The sequence below is a fragment of the Actinocorallia aurea genome, from assembly GCF_054783995.1.
Genome location: NZ_BAAGPQ010000023.1, coordinates 88,692 through 104,805, shown reverse-complemented (window position 1 = coordinate 104,805; position 16,114 = coordinate 88,692). Strand labels below are relative to the sequence as shown.

The window sequence follows — 16,114 nt, the reverse complement described above, 5'->3', positions numbered from 1 at the left end:
ACGCTCACTCGGCGAAGCCGCCCCGCGCGAGGACGATGAGGCCGCCCGCCCCGGCGAGCGCCAGCAGCACGGAGGCGAAGACCGCGGTCCCGGCGGCGAGGCCCACGGCGTCGCTGAGGTAGCCCGCGGCGACCGGGAGGGTTCCGGCGAAGACGTAGCCGCCCGTGTTCAGGGCGGCGTTGCCCTCGGCGAGGCGCTCCGGCGGCAGGCCCGAGTTGAGCAGGGACAGGCCGCCGAGCTGGCCGAGGCCCTGACCGGCTCCGGCCAGGACCGCGGCGCCGACCAGCGGGGCCGCGGCGTTCCAGGAGACGGCGCCGATCAGCACGGCCATGCTCGCCGCCGTCGCCGCGGCCCCCGCCAGCAGGACCGTGCGGCGCGGCAGGCGGCCCGCCGCGAACTGGACGCCGGTCGCCGCGAGGAACATCACGAACGCCGTCGCGCCCGCCAGGATCCGGCTGTCGGTGTGCAGCAGGCCGGAGAGCAGCGACGGGCCCAGCGACAGGACGAACGAGGTCGCGGTGATGCCGGGCGCGAACACCGCGACGCCGAGCAGCAGCCGCCACCGGTGCGCGGGCGGCACAGAGGGCAGCCGCACCCACGAGCCGCCGGACGCCCTCGCGCGCTCCGGCCGGGCGAGGGGCAGCCGGGCGACCACGGCGAGCGCGCTCACGAGCAGCACGGCCTCGACGCCGAAGACCAGCCGGGTCGGGTGCGGCAGGGTCTCCGACAGCACTCCGGCCAGGAGCGGGCCGAGGCCCGCGCCGAAGACCATCGCGGTCGAGGCGATCAGCGCCGCGGGCCGCCGCCGCTGCGGCCCCGCCACGTCGGTCACCGCGGCCATGCCCGCCGAGACGACCGCGCCGACCGCCGCGCCGGTGAGCAGCCGCGCGGCCATCAGGGCGGCCACGCCTCCCGCGGTCGCGAACAGGGCGCAGGCCGCGAGGGCCAGCACCAGCGCGGGCACCAGCACCGGTTTCCTGCCGACGCGGTCGGCGGCGACCCCGGCGACGAGCAGCGCGCCCAGCAGGCCCGCGATGTAGCAGGCGAAGACCACCGTGAGCGTGCCCTTGGCGAAGCCGAGGTCGCGCTGCCAGAGGACGTAGAGCGGTGTCGCCGCGTTGGACAGCACGAACACCGCGGTCACCGGCCAGGCCGCGAGCCACATCCAGCCCACGCCCGGTGCGGGCCGCTCCGCGCCCGCCCGGCGCGCGGATCCGCTCCGGCCTGTCGCGGCCGAGGTCGTCGCCATGCGTACCCCCTGTACGAGTTTTTTCGAACTTACCTACAGTACGATGTAACTCGTACTGGTCATCCGTCAAGGGGGAATCCGCATGGCGTCCACGGCTCCGTCCCCGCGGTCCGTCGGTCGGGGGCTGCCGGAACCTGCCGCTCCGGCGGACCTGCCCGCGCCGTTGTCCGAGCCGTCGCGCGCGGAACTGCGGCTGGAGAAGGTGCTGGGTGCACTCAGCGACCCGCTGCGACTGGAGATCGCGCACCGGTTGCTGGTCGAACGGGAGGCCTACGACCACTCCTGCGGCTGGTTCGGCTTCGACCGGCCGAAATCCTCGCTCACCCACCATTTCCGGGCGCTGCGCGAAGCCGGCGTGATCCGGCAGCGGCAGTACGGGCTGGAGCGGCGCAGCCACGTCCGCGTCGAGGACCTCGACGCCCGCTTCCCCGGCCTGGTCGACCTCCTCGTCAACTGGGAGCCGGAGGCGGACTAGCGGTCGGTGAGCCCCAGGGGGACCCGCGGGCGGACGCCGGAGGCGGAGTGGTGGGCGGGAGGCGGGGCCGGGATCAGCCGAGGCGGGGCCGGCCGAGGCGGGGCCGGGTCAGCTGAGACGGGCCGGGAGGGTGCGGGGGCCGAGGGGGAAGGTGCGGACGAGGCGCCAGTCCTCGTCGCCGCCGTGCTCGGACAGCTGGAAGGACACGCACTCGAAGACGGCGTGGAACTCGGCGAGATCCTTGAACGCCCGGTCCAGGCCCTCGTCGTCGAGGTTGTGGGCGACCGTCACGTGCGGGTGGTAGGGGAAGAACAGCTCCCGCTCCAGCGGCGGGCGGCGCAGCTTCTCCTCCAGCAGCGAGCACGGGCCGATGCCCTCGGCCACCTGGAGGAACACCACGGGCGTCACCGGGCGGAACGTGCCGGTGCCGCGCAACCGCACCCGGAACGGGTCGATCATGGTCGCCGCGCGGGCCAGGTGCTCGATGATCCCCGGCATCTCGGAGGCGTCGACCGGCATCGGCGGGACCAGGGTGATGTGCGGAGGGACGAGCCGGGCGAGAGGGTCCCCGAAGGACTCCCTCGCCCGGGTCAGCGTCTCCGCGTAGGGTTCGGGGACCTGGATCGAGACCCCGATGACCGTGTCAGGCGCCACGCCTCAGCAGTCCCACGCGCTCGCGCACGACGCGCATCGTGCCGGAGGCGACCTCCGCCGCCCGGTCCGCGCCCTTCTCCAGGATGCGGTCCAGCTCGGCAGGGTCGCCCAGCAGTTCGAGCGTGCGGTCCCGGACGGGGGTGAACACGCCGAGGGCGACCTCCGCGAGCTCCTTCTTGAGCTGGCCGTAGCCCTGGCCCTGGAAGTGGTTCTCCAGCTCGATGACCGGGGTGCCGGTGAGCGCCGACATGATCGTCAGCAGGTTCGACACGCCCGGCTTGTTCTCCGGGTCGTAGGTGATCTCCGAGCCGGTGTCGGTGACCGCCCGCATGATCTTCTTGCGCATCGCGGACGGCTCGTCCAGGACGTTGATGATGCCCTGCGGCGACGAGGACGACTTCGACATCTTCTTCGACGGCTCCTGAAGATCGGTGATCTTCGCGGTGGCCTTGAGGATGTAGGCGTTGGGCTCCACGAACGTCTCGCCGAACCTGTGGTTGAACCGGCCCGCGAGGGTGCGGGTGAGCTCAAGGTGCTGGCGCTGGTCCTCGCCGACGGGGACCTGGAAGTCCTTCTCGCCGAGGTGCGGGGTGTACAGCAGGATGTCGGCGGCCTGCAGGATCGGGTAGGTGAACAGCCCGACGCTCGCCGCGGACGTGCCCTCCTTGGCCGACTTGTCCTTGAACTGGGTCATCCGGGACGCCTCGCCGAAGCCCGTCAGGCAGCTGAGGATCCACTGGAGCTCGGCGTGCTCGAAGACCTGGCTCTGCGCGAAGACCGTGGAGCGCTCGGGGTCGAGGCCCGCCGCGAACAGCTGCGCGGCCGAGGCGCGGGTGCGCCGGCGCAGGACCTCCGGATCGTGCTCGACGGTGATCGCGTGCAGATCGGCGAGGAAGTAGAAGGCCTCGTGGCTGTCCTGGAGCGGAACCCACTGCCGCACCGCGCCGAGGAAGTTGCCGAGGTGGAAGGACTCGGCGGTCGGCTGGATCCCGGACAGGACCCGGGGGCGCGTGTTCATGGTCATCTCTCTCTCCCAAGGGGACGGCGCGGTCTGTCCCGCCCCCTGCCGCTTCGATTCTCCCAGACCGGACCGGCGGAGGGCACCCGCAATCGGGACGGTGTGCGCCGCCGCGGAGACGGGCGGTGATCTTTACCGTGATCTCCCGGCCGCGGCCCCGGTAAACGGCCCCGCCGGATGCGCACCCGGTGTTCTCCCGGGGTCACGCGCGGTGCGGTCGTGCGACGGTACGCGGCCCGTATGGCTAGGCTTCTGTAGGCCAATCTACTGCCCGGTCTGTCGTCGATGAAGGGTCCTCTACGGTGAAGCTCCTGGTCACGGGTGGTGCTGGATACATCGGCAGCGTCGTCGCCGCCCTCCTGATCGAGGCGGGGCACGAGATCACCGTGCTCGACGACCTCTCGGTGGGACACGCCGACGCGGTGCCCGAAGCCGCCCGGTTCGTCGAGGGGTCCCTGCGCGAGAAGGCGTCGGAGGTCCTCGCCGAAGGCGACTACGAAGGGGTGCTGCACTTCGCCGCCAAGTCGCAGGTCGGCGAGTCGGTGCGGGAGCCCGCGCTGTACTGGGACCGCAACCTCGGCGAGTCCCTCGCGCTGTTCGAGGCGATGCGCGCGCACGGCGTGCACAGGATCGTCTTCTCCTCGACCGCCGCGACGTACGGCGAGCCGGAGCAGGTGCCGATCCCGGAGGACGCGCCCACCCGGCCCACCAACCCCTACGGCCAGACGAAGCTCGCGATCGACAAGGTCCTCACCGAGTTCGCCCGCATGCACGGGTTCGGCGCGGTGTCGCTCAGGTACTTCAACGTGGCCGGCGCGCACGGCAGGTTCGGGGAGCGGCACGACCCCGAGACCCATCTGATCCCGAACATCCTGCGGGTCCCGTCCGGGGAGATCGCCCAGGTCAGCGTCTACGGCGACGACTACGCCACGCCCGACGGCACCTGCGTCCGCGACTACATCCACGTGGTCGACCTCGGCAACGCGCACCTGCGCGCGCTGAACGTCACCGACCCGGGCGCGCACCGGATCTACAACCTCGGCAGCGGGCGCGGCTACTCCGTCCAGGAGGTGATCGACGTCTGCCGGGAGGTCACCGGGCACCCGATCCCCACGATGGTCGAGCCGCGCCGTCCGGGCGACCCCGCCGTGCTGGTGGCGTCGTCGGAGAAGATCCAGGCCGAGCTCGGCTGGAAGCCCGAACGGGACCTGCACGCGATGGTCCGCGACGCCTGGGAGTTCGCGCAGTGAGCGCAGCGAACGAAGAGGGGATCACCGTGAACACCTCCACCGCACCCGCCTCGGGCGTCTGGCACGGGCCGGGCCGGGTCAACCTGATCGGCGAGCACACCGACTACAACGACGGCCTCGTCCTACCGTTCGCGCTGCCGCAGGGGATCACCGCCGAGGCGTCCCGGCGCGACGACGGCCTCCTCGAGCTGCACTCGGGCGGGCGGTCCGAGACCGTTCCGCTGGACGGCCTGGCGCCCGGCTCCGTCCAGGGCTGGGCCGCCTACGTCGCGGGCGTCGCGGGCGCGATGCGCGAGGCGGGCCACCCGGTCGGCGGGGCGACGCTGCGGTTCACCTCCGACCTTCCGGCGGGCTCCGGCCTGTCGTCGTCGGCGGCGCTGGAATGCGTCACCGCCCTCGCCCTGAACGACATGTACGGGCTCGGTCTGTCTCCCCGGGAACTGGTGCCGCTCGCGCAGCGGGCCGAGAACGCCTACGCGGGGGTGCCGACGGGCGTCCTCGACCAGTCGGCGTCGCTGCTGTGCACGCCGGACCACGCGCTGCTCCTCGACGTCCGCTCCGGCCTGTCCTCGCAGATCCCGCTGGAGTTGGGCGGCTTCCGCATCCTCATCGCCGACACGCGGGTGCACCACGCGCTCGGCGACGGCAAGTACGGCGAGCGCCGCGCCCAGTGCGAGGAGGCGGCCCGGCAGCTCGGGGTGCCCGCGCTGCGGGACGTGAAGAACCTCGCCGAGGCGCTGGGCAGGCTGAAGGACCCGGTGCTGCGCCGCCGCGTCAAGCACGTCGTCACCGAGAACCACCGCGTCGAGGCGACCGTCGGCCTCCTGCGGGCGGGCGCGATCGCCGAGGTGGGCGCCCTGCTCAGCGCCTCCCACCTGTCGCTGCGCGACGACTACGAGGTCTCCTGGCCCGAGGCCGACGCCACGGTCGAGGCCGCCGTCCGCGCCGGCGCCCGAGGCGGCCGCATGGTCGGTGGCGGCTTCGGCGGCTCCGTCATCGTCCTCGTCCGCGCCGACGCCCTCGACACCGTCCAGGACGCCATCACCGCCCGCTTCGCCGCCGCCGGCTGGAAGACCCCCGAATACCTCATCGCCACCGCCGCCCCCGGCACCCGCCGCCTCTCCTGACGGGGTCCGGGAAAGATCTGGTCAAGGGGGCCGCCGCCGCGGTCGCCTCGGACAGGCCGGGGTATTCGGTCGGTATGGGGCTGCATCGGGTGCGGGTGAAGAATGATCCGCTGGACGACGTGTTCAGCATGCCGCTGAGTCAGCGGGTGCTGCCGAAGCGGCGGGTGCCGGAGGGGGAGAGCGATCCCCGGGCGGCGTTCGAGGCGGTTCGGGCGGAGTTGCGGCTCGACGGGGAGTCGGCGCAGAACCTCGCGACGTTCTGCACGACCTACAGCAGCGCCGAGGTGCGCGAGCTGATGGCGCTGTGCCTCGACAAGAACATGATCGACAAGGACGAGTACCCGCAGACCGCCGAGATCGAGGCGCGGTGCGTGCGGATGCTGGCCGACCTGTGGAACTGCGCGTCCGACGACACCGTCGGGTGCTCCACGACCGGGTCGAGCGAGGCTGCGATGCTCGGCGGGATGGCGCTGAAGTGGCGGTGGCGCAAGGCGCGCCAGGCCGCGGGGAAGCCCGCGGACCGGCCGAACCTGGTGTGCGGGCCGGTCCAGGTGTGCTGGGAGAAGTTCTGCCGCTACTTCGACGTGGAGCTGCGGCAGGTCCCGCTGGAGCGGGGCGCGACGGGGCTGCGCCCGCACCAGCTCGCCGACCACGTCGACGAGAACACCATCGGGGTCGTCGCGATCCTCGGCGTCACCTACACCTGCGACTACGAGCCGATCGCGGAGATCGCCGCGGAACTCGACAGGATCGAGGCGCAGACCGGCCTCGACGTCCCCATCCACGTGGACGCGGCGAGCGGCGGGTTCATCGCCCCGTTCCTCCAGCCGAACCTCGTGTGGGACTTCCGGGTGAACCGGGTCGCGTCGATCAACGCCTCGGGCCACAAGTACGGGATGGCCCCGCTCGGGGTCGGCTGGGCGGTGTGGGCGTCGGCCGACCACCTGCCGCGGGAGTTGGTGTTCGACGTCAGCTATCTAGGCGGGGACATGCCGACGTTCGCGCTCAACTTCTCCCGTCCGGGCGGTGAGGTCGTCGCGCAGTACTACACGCTGCTCAGGCTGGGCCGCGAGGGCTACCGCAAGATCGCCCAGACCAACGCCGACACGGCGCGCTACCTGGCCGGGCGGATCAGGGAGATGGGCCCGTTCGAGCTGCTCTACGACGGCCAGGGCGCGCTTCCCGCGGTCAGCTACACGCTGCGCGAGGGCGCCGGGTTCTCGCTGTACGACCTGAGCGAGCAACTGCGGACGCGCGGTTGGCAGGTGCCGTCCTACCCGCTGCCGCCCGACCGCGACGACACGACGATCCAGCGGGTCCTGGTCCGGCACGGCATCGGCACGGACGAGATCTCGCTGCTCGCCGACGACATGGAAAGGGCGCTGAAGCGGATCCCCGCCGGCGGGACGGGCGCGCCGCACAAGCCGGGCTTCCACCACTGAGCTGACGCGTCAGGCGGCGTCGGGATCGGAGCGGGTCGGGTGGTCGGCCCGGTGGACCTTCCGCCGGGTCGACGTCCAGGAGACGGCAAGGAAGGTCATCCGGCTGACGATGTTCATCCAGATGAGCGCGCCGACGAGGACCGCGAACGAGGCGTAGATCGGGTTGGCGGCGATTCTGCCGAGCAGCAGCGCGGCGAGCGTCTTCAGCAGTTCGAACAGCGCCGCGGCCAGCAGGGCGCCCTTGAACACGTGCCGCCAGCGCGCCTTGGTGCCCGAGAGCCGGGTGAACAGCACGAGGTAGATGAGCGTGTTGAACACCAGCGCGACGGCGATCGAGACGGGCCGGAGGGTCAGCGTCGCCCAGATGCCGCCGATGCCGGTGAAGTCCAGCGCGAGGCCGGTCAGGCTGGTGGCGAGGGTGGTCGCGGCGACCGAGCAGATCAGCATGAGGCCGAGGAAGGCCAGCACCCACAGGTCGCGCAGCTTCAGCAGGACGAAGTTGCCCTCGGTCTTCGGCTCCAGCCCCCACAGGACCCGGATGGACTTGCGCAGGTTCCCGGCCCAGCTGAGGCCCGCCCAGGCGAGGCCGACGAGGCCGACGACGCTCGCGCCGACCCGTGCCCCGGCGATCCGCTCGACGTCCAGGCGGGTCGCCAGGCCCGGGAGGTACTCGTTCATCGCGGTGATCAGCCAGCTCTGGAAGGTCTCGCTGAAGTGCAGCGAGTATCCGAGGAGCGCGTAGGCGAGCGCCAGCATCGGGAAGAAGGAGAGGAACGAGTAGAAGGTGAGCGCCGCGGCCATGTCGTCGCCGCCGCGGGAGGTGTAGCAGGCCCACGTCCGCCCGAGGTGGTCGAGCCAGGGCCGCTTCGCCCGCGCCGCGCGCGCCCGGGACTTCCACACGTCAGGCGAGAACTGTTCCTTCACCCGTGCGAGGAGTCCCATTCTGCGGACCCTACAGGGGAAGAGGTCGGCTTCCGGTCACCGTCATGTGACGAATGGTGGCCCCGCGAGTACGGGCGGAGACACGGTCCGTCTTCGGCCGGCGCGCGTGGCGCGCTAGGTTCTTGCGGTCTGTGAGCGGAAGGGTGCGGATTGTGTTCGAGGAGGAGCAGCGCCAGCCCAAGAGCGTGCTCGGGGCCGTGCTGACGTTCGGGATCGGGGTCCTGGCGGGCGGGATCGTGTGCGGGGTCGTGCTGGCTCTGCCGCGGCCCCCGCGGCAGGCGGATCGGGCCGCCGACACGCTCACGCCGCCGGTCGTGCGGGTGCCCGCCGACGGGACCGACGTGCGCGTCACGGTCGACCACCGGCGGGTCAGGGTCGAGAACGTCAGCGGGGCGCAGACCGGACTGCTGCGGCTGGAGTTCCGCGCGCGGCACCGCGCGCCCGCCGACTGCGGCGTCTGCGTCTGGCCGGGCGGCCTGCTCCCGGGCGGCGCGCTCACCGTGACGCTGCGCGACGAGGACGGCCCGGTCCGCGTCCGGGCCGTCACCGAGGTCCCCGACCGGGCCCCCGCCGACAACGAGGCCCGCGCCCGGTAGCCGTCACTCGTCGGGGACCTCTTCGAGGGGCCTGCGGCGGCGGCGGACGAGGAGGATCGCGCCGCCCGCGACGATGAAGCCGCCGCCGATGCCGGCGAGGACCAGGTTGAGGGACGGCTTCGGCTCGGCGCCGCCCGAGGGAGCCGACGCCGACGACGCGCCGGGGGCGGCGAGCGTGGTCGGATCGTCGGAGGGCGGCGCGGGCAGCGACTCGGTGGCCTGCACCTTGCCCGTGTTCGCGAAGCCGTAGTCGAAGAGGGCCTCGGCGTTGTCCCACAGGCTGTCGGCGGCCATCAGCGCGATGATGATCTTGTGGCCGTTCCGCTCGGCCGCGCCGACGAACGTCTGCTTGGCGGCGTTGGTGTAGCCGTTCTTGCCCGCGAGGAACCCGTCATAGGCCGCCGACTGGGTCGGCAGCATCCTGATGTGGGAGTAGATCGGCATCTGGTACTTCTTGGCCTTGATCTTCTTGCCGGTCTTCTTGTCCTTCCTGGCCGGCCGCAGCGCCGGGAAGGTCGCGTCGTTCGTCTGGGCGTACTCGACGAACTCCGGGATCGTCAGGCCCTGCCGGAGGATCGTCGCGAGGTCGTAGGTCGTCGTGTACTGCGTCTTGACGCTGAGGCCGAGGTCGACGTCGAGGCCGTTGGGCGAGCCCGCGAGGGTGTCCTTCGCGCCCAGCCGCGCGGCCTCGGCGTTCATCAGGGCGAGGGTCTCGGCCATGCCGCCCTGCGGGATCGTCAGCGACATCGCCGCGTCGTTCGCCGAGACCATGAGCAGTGCCCGGAACAGGTCGGCCGACGTGTACGTCAGCTTCGGCGTCATGCCGACCTTCGTGCCCTCGGGATAGGACGTCTCCTCGGTCGGCTTGATCGGCGTGTCGGCGCCCAGCCGCGGGATCAGCGTCACCGCGGTGAGGACCTTCTGCGTGCTCGCCGGGAGCAGGTGCAGATGCGGGTTCTTGGCCGCGAGGACCTCGCCGGTGGTCGCGTCGGCCACGATCCAGGACCGCGCCTTGATCTTCTTCAGCTTGCCCAGGCCGGGCGGTGCGGCGGCGCCGGCGGTGCCGGGGGCCAGCAGCGCGGCCATGCAGACGGCGGTGAGCGCCGACGCGGCGCGCAATGGAAGTCCCATGAAGACCAGAGCCTAAACCGCCCGGCGGTGCGGGACCCATAGTCTGCGAGGGTGAAATCTCGTCCGACCGGCCTGTTCCTCATGGGGCTGGCCGCTTTCATGGTCTTTGAGTGGCTCATGCTGGCGAAGAACCTCGGCAGCGGGCCCCGGCGCTCCGACGCGTTCTACGTCATCCACTACATCCTGTGCGCCGTCAACGTCGTCCTGGCGGTGATCCTCGCGCGGATCGGATGGAAAGCATGGAAGAGCGCCTCTTGACACCCCGGTCACCCACACCAGATAAGCGCTCGCCTACCATCCCTTCCATGGAGTTGGCATCTGCCTTCCCCCCAGCTGAGCGCGAGCGTTGGCGGGAGCAATTGAAGGGCGTACTCCGCAAGTCCGGAGCCGCCACCGAAGACACCCCACTCGACGCCGTCGAAGGGCTGCTCACAAGGCAGTCGTACGACGGGGTCCCGATCTCTCCGCTGTACACCGCGGACGAGGCAGTCCCTTCCCGCCCCTTCGCGACCGCGCCGCGTCAGGGCGAGGAGACCCCGTTCGGCTGGGACGTGCGCCAGCGCCACGACGATCCCGACCCCGCCGTCACCAAGGCCGCGATCCTCGACGACCTGGAGAACGGCGCGACCTCCGTCTGGCTGACGGTCGGCGCGGCGGGCCTCCCCGTCACCGCGCTCGCCGAGGTGCTGAAGGAGGTCCACACCGACCTCGCCCCCGTCGTCCTGGACGCAGGACCGCAGACCCGCCAGGCGGCCGAGGCGTTCTTCAAGATCGCCAAGCCGACCACGCGCGGCAACCTGGGCGCCGACCCGCTGGGCCTCGCCGCCCGCACCGGCTTCCTCGTGCCCGTGCCCGTCGACCTCGCGCAGAAGGCCGTCGCCGAGTTCCCCGGCGTCCGCACCTTCGCCGTCGACGGCACCGTCTACCACGACGCGGGCGGCTCCGACGCGCAGGAGCTCGGCGCGGTCCTCGCCGCCGCCGTCGCCTACCTGCGCGAGCTGACCGCGGCCGGCCTCGGCGTCGATGAGGCCGCGGGGCAGATCGAGTTCCGCTACGCCGCGCACGCCGGGCAGTTCGCGACCATCGCGAAGCTGCGCGCCGCGCGCCGCCTGTGGACCCGCGTCGCGTCCCTGTCGGGCGTCGCCGACACCACCGCGACGATCCACGCGGTCACCTCCAGCGCGATGATGACCAGGCGCGACCCGTGGGTGAACATGCTGCGCACCACCGTGGCCTGCTTCGCGGCGGGCGTGGGCGGCGCGGACTCCGTCACGGTCCAGCCGTTCGACGCGCGCCTCGGCCTGCCCGACACGTTCTCGCGCAGAATCGCCCGCAACGACCAGATGCTCCTGCTGGAGGAGTCGTCGCTGGCCAGGGTCGTCGACCCGGCGGGCGGGTCCTGGTACGTCGAGTCCCTCACCGAGGAGCTCGCGCAGGCCGCCTGGGCGTTCTTCACCGAGATCGAGCAGGCCGGCGGGCTCGCCGCGGCCCTCGAATCCGGATTCGTGGAGAGCGCGCTCGCCGCCACCTGGGAGGCGCGGCGCAAGGACATCGCGCGCCGCAAGGCCCCGCTCACCGGCGTCAGCGAGTTCCCCAACCTCGCCGAGAAGCTGCCCGAGCGCCCCGCCGCGCCCGAGCCGCTCAGCGGCGGCCTGCCCCGGCACACCTACGGGCAGGACTTCGAGGCGCTCCGCGACCTCGCCGACGCCCAGGCCGTCCGGCCCAAGGTGTTCCTCGCCACCCTCGGCCCCGTCGCCGTGCACACCGCGCGCGCGAGCTTCGCGGCCAACCTGTTCCAGGCGGGCGGCATCGAGACCGTCACCGGCACCGCCGACGAGTTCGAGGGCGGCGTCGCCGTCATCTGCTCCAGCGACAAGCTGTACGCCGAGCAGGCCGAGGAGACCGCCAAGGCGCTGCGCGCGCGCGGCGCCGTCAAGGTGCTGCTCGCGGGCAAGGGCGAGTACACCGGAGTGGACGGCGGCGTCTTCGCCGGGTGCAACGCGATCGACGTCCTCGAGGAGACCCTCCGGGACCTGGGAGTGACGGTATGAGCATCCCCGACTTCTCGCACCTGACGCTCGGCGACCCCGAGGCCCCGGCCGCGACCGAGGCCCGCTGGCGGGCCGCCGCGGGCGAGCGCCCGTCCTGGGACACGCCCGAGGGCATCGGCGTCAAGCCGCTCTACGACGCGTCCGACCTCGACGGGCTCGACTTCCTCGGGACCTTCCCGGGCATCAAGCCGTTCCTGCGCGGCCCGTACGCCCCGATGTACGCGACGCAGCCCTGGACGATCCGGCAGTACGCGGGCTTCTCCACCGCCGAGGAGTCCAACGCCTTCTACCGCCGCAACCTCGCGGCAGGGCAGAAGGGCCTGTCGGTCGCGTTCGACCTCGCCACCCACCGCGGCTACGACTCCGACCACCCGCGCGTCGCGGGCGACGTCGGCATGGCGGGCGTGGCGATCGACTCCATCTACGACATGCGCCAGCTCTTCGACGGCATCCCGCTGGACAAGATGTCGGTGTCGATGACCATGAACGGCGCGGTCCTGCCCGTCCTGGCCCTCTACGTGGTCGCGGCCGAGGAGCAGGGGGTGACGCCGGAGCAGCTCCAGGGGACGATCCAGAACGACATCCTCAAGGAGTTCATGGTCCGGAACACCTACATCTATCCGCCCGCGCCCTCGATGCGCATCATCTCCGACATCTTCGCCTACACGTCGCAGAAGATGCCGAAGTACAACTCGATCTCCATCTCGGGCTACCACATCCAGGAGGCCGGGGCCACGGCCGACCTGGAGCTGGCGTACACGCTGGCCGACGGCGTCGAGTACATCCGGGCCGGCCGCGACGCGGGCCTCGACATCGACGCGTTCGCGCCGCGCCTGTCCTTCTTCTGGGCGATCGGCATGAACTTCTTCATGGAGGTCGCCAAGATGCGGGCCGGGCGCCTGCTGTGGGCGAAGCTCGTGAAGGAGTTCGACCCCAAGAGCGACAAGTCCCTTTCGCTGCGCACCCACTCGCAGACCTCCGGCTGGAGCCTCACCGCCCAGGACGTCTTCAACAACGTCGCTCGGACCTGCATCGAGGCGATGGCCGCGACCCAGGGCCACACCCAGTCGCTGCACACCAACGCCCTCGACGAAGCGCTCGCGCTGCCGACGGACTTCTCCGCCCGCATCGCCCGCAACACCCAGCTCCTGCTCCAGCAGGAGTCGGGCACCACGCAGGTCATCGACCCGTGGGGCGGCTCGTACTACCTGGAGAAGCTCACCCACGACCTCGCCGCGCGCGCGTGGGAGCACATCCAGGAGGTCGAGAAGTACGGCGGCATGGCCAAGGCCATCGACGAGGGCCTGCCGAAGCTGCGCATCGAGGAGGCCGCGGCCCGCACCCAGGCCCGCATCGACTCCGGCCGCCAGCCCGTCATCGGCGTCAACAAGTACCGGCCCGACGTGGACGAGATGATCGACGTCCTCAAGGTCGACAATGCCTCGGTCCGGACCCAGCAGATCGCCAAGCTGGAGCGGCTGCGCGCCGAGCGCGACCCGCGCGCCGTCGAGACGGCGCTGGCCGCGCTCACCGCGGCCGCCGGCGCCGACGCCGTCGGCGACCTGGAGCACAACCTGCTCAAGCTGGCGATCGACGCGGCCCGCGCCAAGGCCACAGTCGGGGAGATCTCCGACGCGCTGGAGAAGGTGTACGGCAGGCACTCCGCGACCATCCGCACCATCTCGGGCGTCTACCGCGAGGAGGCCGGCGCCGTGTCCGTCATCGAGGAGGCCCGCGCGGCCACCGACGAGTTCGCCGAGGCCGAGGGCCGCCGCCCCCGCATCCTGGTGGCCAAGATGGGCCAGGACGGGCACGACCGCGGCCAGAAGGTGATCTCCTCCGGCTTCGCCGACCTCGGCTTCGACGTCGATGTCGGCCCGCTGTTCCAGACCCCGGAGGAGGTGGCCCGCCAGGCCGTCGAGGCCGACGTGCACATCGTCGGCGTCAACTCCCTGGCCGCCGGCCACCTCACCCTGGTGCCCGCTCTCAAGGCCGCGCTCGCGGAGCTGGACCGCCCCGACATCATGATCGTCGTGGGCGGCGTCATCCCGCCGCAGGACTTCGACGAGCTGCGCGCCGCCGGGGCGTCGGCGATCTTCCCGCCCGGGACGGTCATCGCCGAGGCCGCGCTGGACCTGCTGAAGGAGCTGTCGGCGAGCCTCGGGCACGCCTGACCGACATGCCCGAAGTCAAGGACTACGTGACCGGTGTCCGGGAGGGCTCCCGGGCGTGGATCGCCCGCGCGATCACGCTCGTGGAGTCCACCCGGCCCGATCACCGGGAGCTCGCCCAGGCCGTGCTGGCCGAACTGACGCCGTTCGCCGGGAACGCCCGTCGTGTCGGGATCACCGGGGTGCCCGGGGTCGGCAAGTCCACCACGATCGACGCGCTCGGCATGCACCTCATCGACCGCGGGCACCGGGTCGCCGTGCTGGCCGTGGACCCCTCGTCGACCCGCCACGGCGGCTCGATCCTCGGTGACAAGACCCGGATGGTCCGGCTCTCGGCAAGTTCCGAGGCCTTCATCCGTCCGTCGCCCACAGCGGGGACCCTCGGCGGGGTGGCCAAGGCGACCCGTGAGGCGATGGTCGTCATGGAGGCGGCGGGCTACGACGTCGTCCTCGTGGAGACGGTCGGGGTCGGCCAGTCCGAGACGACCGTCGCGGAGATGACGGACTCCTTCCTGTTCCTCACGATCGCCCGGACCGGCGACCAGCTCCAGGGCATCAAGAAGGGCGTCCTGGAACTCGCCGACGTGATCGCCGTGAACAAGGCGGACGGCCCCCACGAGCTGGAGGCCAAGAAGGCGGCCCGCGAACTCTCCGGCGCCCTCCGGCTGCTGCGCGCCTCGGGCGACCGCATCGTCCCCGTGCTCACCTGCAGCGCGCTGGAAGGCACCGGCCTGGCCGACGTCTGGGACCAGATCGTCGCCCACCAGGAGTCCCTGGTGGCGTCCGGCGAGCTGTCCCGCCGCCGCCACGCCCAGCAGGTCCGCTGGACCTGGTCCATGGTCGAGGACCGCCTCCTGCACGCCCTCCACACCCATCCCGCCGTCCGCGCCATCGCCCCGACCCTCGAATCCCAGGTCGCCTCCGGCGAGACCACCCCCGCCACCGCCGCCGACCTCCTCCTCCGGGCCTTCACCACCCCCGAAGACCGCTGACCGCACCGCCCGCCCGGATCGAAGAGCAGTTCGAAGAACTTTCCGCATGTGGTGGCAGGGGCCGGACGGCTCTCGTAAGGTGTGGATGTGGAACGGGACGTGCCGGAGAGGGCGAGCGCGCAGGAGCGCGCCGCGCTCGTCGCGCTGCTGCGCGTCCGGCCCGGCGGCCTGCGCAAGGCGGACGTGACGGCGGAGGTCGTGGCGGCGGGAAGCGCGCGCGCCGTCTGGGACGAACACGCGCCGCTCACCCTCATCGCCGCGCCGGGAGAGCCGGATCCGCTGGCGGAGGCCGCGGCGGATCTGGCCGACTGGGAGGCGCGCGGGCACACCATGGTCACGGTTCTCGACCGGGTGTACCCCGAGCGGCTGCGCGGCGTGCACGAGGCCCCCGCCGTGCTCTTCGTCCGGGGCACTCTGCTGCCCCGCGAACCCGCGGTGTCGGTCGTCGGGTCGCGGGCCGCGTCACCGCGCGGCCTGGAGATCGCGGCCGGCGTCGCGCGGGAGCTCACGGCACGCGGGGTCACCGTGGTCTCCGGCCTGGCCCTCGGCGTGGATGCCGCGGCCCACCGCGCCGCGCTCGACGCAGGAGGGCGAACGGTCGCCGTCATCGGCACCGGGATCGAGCGGGTGTACCCGGCCGCCCACCGGGAACTGCATGCGGAGATCGCCTCGCGGGGCCTGCTGCTCTCGCAGTTCTGGCCGTCTGCTGCGGCGCAGAAGCACACCTTTCCGCTGCGCAACGCCACGATGTCGGGATTCGGCCTGGCCACCGTCGTCGTCGAGGCCGGCGAGCAGAGCGGCGCCCGGATCCAGGCGCGCAGCGCGGTCGCGCACGGCCGTCCGGTGATCTTCACTGATCTGGTCGCCGACCGGAACCAGTGGGCCCGTGATCTCGTCGGAAGGCCGGGGGTCTACGTGGTCTCCGGCATGGCGGACACGATGTCCCTGGTCGAAGGTTTCATGGCGGAGGAGGCTCGCGCCCAGGAGGCCTTCCGCGCCCTCGTCTCGCTCTGATC

15 protein-coding genes are annotated in these 16,114 nt (G+C 72.0%); 10 read left to right on the top strand and 5 right to left on the bottom strand.

Annotated elements, in window-relative coordinates:
* Positions 1–4: 4 nt before the first annotated feature.
* Positions 5–1,249, bottom strand: a complete 1,245-nt coding sequence (locus tag ACYVOM_RS26750) for an MFS transporter (protein ID WP_460306268.1) — start codon at positions 1,247–1,249, stop codon at positions 5–7.
* Between the two features lie 82 nt (positions 1,250–1,331).
* Here ACYVOM_RS26750 and ACYVOM_RS26745 point away from each other — a divergent pair, with 82 nt between their 5' ends.
* Complete coding sequence (locus tag ACYVOM_RS26745; RefSeq protein WP_460306267.1) at positions 1,332–1,724, top strand: ArsR/SmtB family transcription factor; 393 nt, start codon at positions 1,332–1,334, stop codon at positions 1,722–1,724.
* 108 nt (positions 1,725–1,832) lie between these two features.
* Here ACYVOM_RS26745 and ACYVOM_RS26740 read toward each other — a convergent pair whose 3' ends face one another.
* A complete protein-coding gene (locus ACYVOM_RS26740) occupies positions 1,833–2,378 on the bottom strand; it encodes a 2'-5' RNA ligase family protein (RefSeq protein ID WP_460306266.1) in 546 nt (181 codons plus the stop codon).
* Positions 2,368–3,402 (bottom strand): tryptophan--tRNA ligase, encoded by a 1,035-nt coding sequence (trpS, locus tag ACYVOM_RS26735; protein WP_460306265.1) that lies wholly within the window; start codon positions 3,400–3,402, stop codon positions 2,368–2,370. The genes ACYVOM_RS26740 and trpS overlap by 11 nt, the downstream gene beginning before the upstream one ends.
* A gap of 296 nt (positions 3,403–3,698) precedes the next feature.
* Between trpS and galE the strand changes: the two genes are divergently transcribed.
* The 3 genes from galE (at position 3,699) to ACYVOM_RS26720 (ending at position 7,215) form a co-directional block, all read left to right on the top strand.
* Complete coding sequence (gene galE / locus ACYVOM_RS26730) at positions 3,699–4,646, top strand: UDP-glucose 4-epimerase GalE (protein ID WP_460306264.1); 948 nt, start codon at positions 3,699–3,701, stop codon at positions 4,644–4,646.
* Positions 4,643–5,773 (top strand): galactokinase, encoded by a 1,131-nt coding sequence (gene galK, locus ACYVOM_RS26725; protein ID WP_460306263.1) that lies wholly within the window; start codon positions 4,643–4,645, stop codon positions 5,771–5,773. The genes galE and galK overlap by 4 nt, the downstream gene beginning before the upstream one ends.
* A gap of 74 nt (positions 5,774–5,847) precedes the next feature.
* Entirely contained in the window at positions 5,848–7,215 is a 1,368-nt protein-coding gene (locus tag ACYVOM_RS26720) for a glutamate decarboxylase (RefSeq protein ID WP_460306262.1), read from the top strand.
* 9 nt (positions 7,216–7,224) lie between these two features.
* Here the strand turns inward: ACYVOM_RS26720 and ACYVOM_RS26715 are convergent, their stop codons facing one another.
* The gene (locus tag ACYVOM_RS26715) at positions 7,225–8,157 is read right to left on the bottom strand and encodes a YihY/virulence factor BrkB family protein (RefSeq protein WP_460306261.1); all 933 of its coding nucleotides are present in this window, start codon (positions 8,155–8,157) and stop codon (positions 7,225–7,227) included.
* A gap of 152 nt (positions 8,158–8,309) precedes the next feature.
* On the opposite strand from ACYVOM_RS26715, the gene ACYVOM_RS26710 reads away from it, so the two are divergent.
* Positions 8,310–8,753: a hypothetical protein gene (locus ACYVOM_RS26710; RefSeq protein ID WP_460306260.1), complete on the top strand. Its 444-nt coding sequence runs from the start codon at positions 8,310–8,312 to the stop codon at positions 8,751–8,753.
* 3 nt (positions 8,754–8,756) lie between these two features.
* On the opposite strand, the gene ACYVOM_RS26705 is transcribed toward ACYVOM_RS26710, so the two are convergent.
* The gene (locus tag ACYVOM_RS26705; protein ID WP_460306259.1) at positions 8,757–9,884 is read right to left on the bottom strand and encodes a D-alanyl-D-alanine carboxypeptidase family protein; all 1,128 of its coding nucleotides are present in this window, start codon (positions 9,882–9,884) and stop codon (positions 8,757–8,759) included.
* A gap of 51 nt (positions 9,885–9,935) precedes the next feature.
* Between ACYVOM_RS26705 and ACYVOM_RS26700 the strand changes: the two genes are divergently transcribed.
* The 5 genes from ACYVOM_RS26700 to ACYVOM_RS26680 all read left to right on the top strand — a co-directional run bounded on the left by ACYVOM_RS26700 (position 9,936) and on the right by ACYVOM_RS26680 (position 16,112).
* Positions 9,936–10,142 (top strand): SCO4848 family membrane protein, encoded by a 207-nt coding sequence (locus ACYVOM_RS26700; RefSeq protein WP_460306258.1) that lies wholly within the window; start codon positions 9,936–9,938, stop codon positions 10,140–10,142.
* Between the two features lie 47 nt (positions 10,143–10,189).
* Entirely contained in the window at positions 10,190–11,935 is a 1,746-nt protein-coding gene (locus tag ACYVOM_RS26695) for a methylmalonyl-CoA mutase family protein (RefSeq protein ID WP_460306257.1), read from the top strand.
* Positions 11,932–14,109 carry a methylmalonyl-CoA mutase gene (gene scpA, locus ACYVOM_RS26690; protein WP_460306256.1) on the top strand — a complete coding sequence of 726 codons (2,178 nt, stop codon included), beginning with the start codon at positions 11,932–11,934 and terminating at the stop codon, positions 14,107–14,109. The genes ACYVOM_RS26695 and scpA overlap by 4 nt, the downstream gene beginning before the upstream one ends.
* A 5-nt stretch (positions 14,110–14,114) precedes the next feature.
* Positions 14,115–15,098, top strand: a complete 984-nt coding sequence (meaB, locus tag ACYVOM_RS26685) for a methylmalonyl Co-A mutase-associated GTPase MeaB (RefSeq protein ID WP_460306255.1) — start codon at positions 14,115–14,117, stop codon at positions 15,096–15,098.
* Between the two features lie 87 nt (positions 15,099–15,185).
* On the top strand, positions 15,186–16,112 hold the full coding sequence (locus ACYVOM_RS26680) for a DNA-processing protein DprA (protein ID WP_460306254.1): 927 nt from the start codon (positions 15,186–15,188) through the stop codon (positions 16,110–16,112).
* Positions 16,113–16,114: the final 2 nt, after the last annotated feature.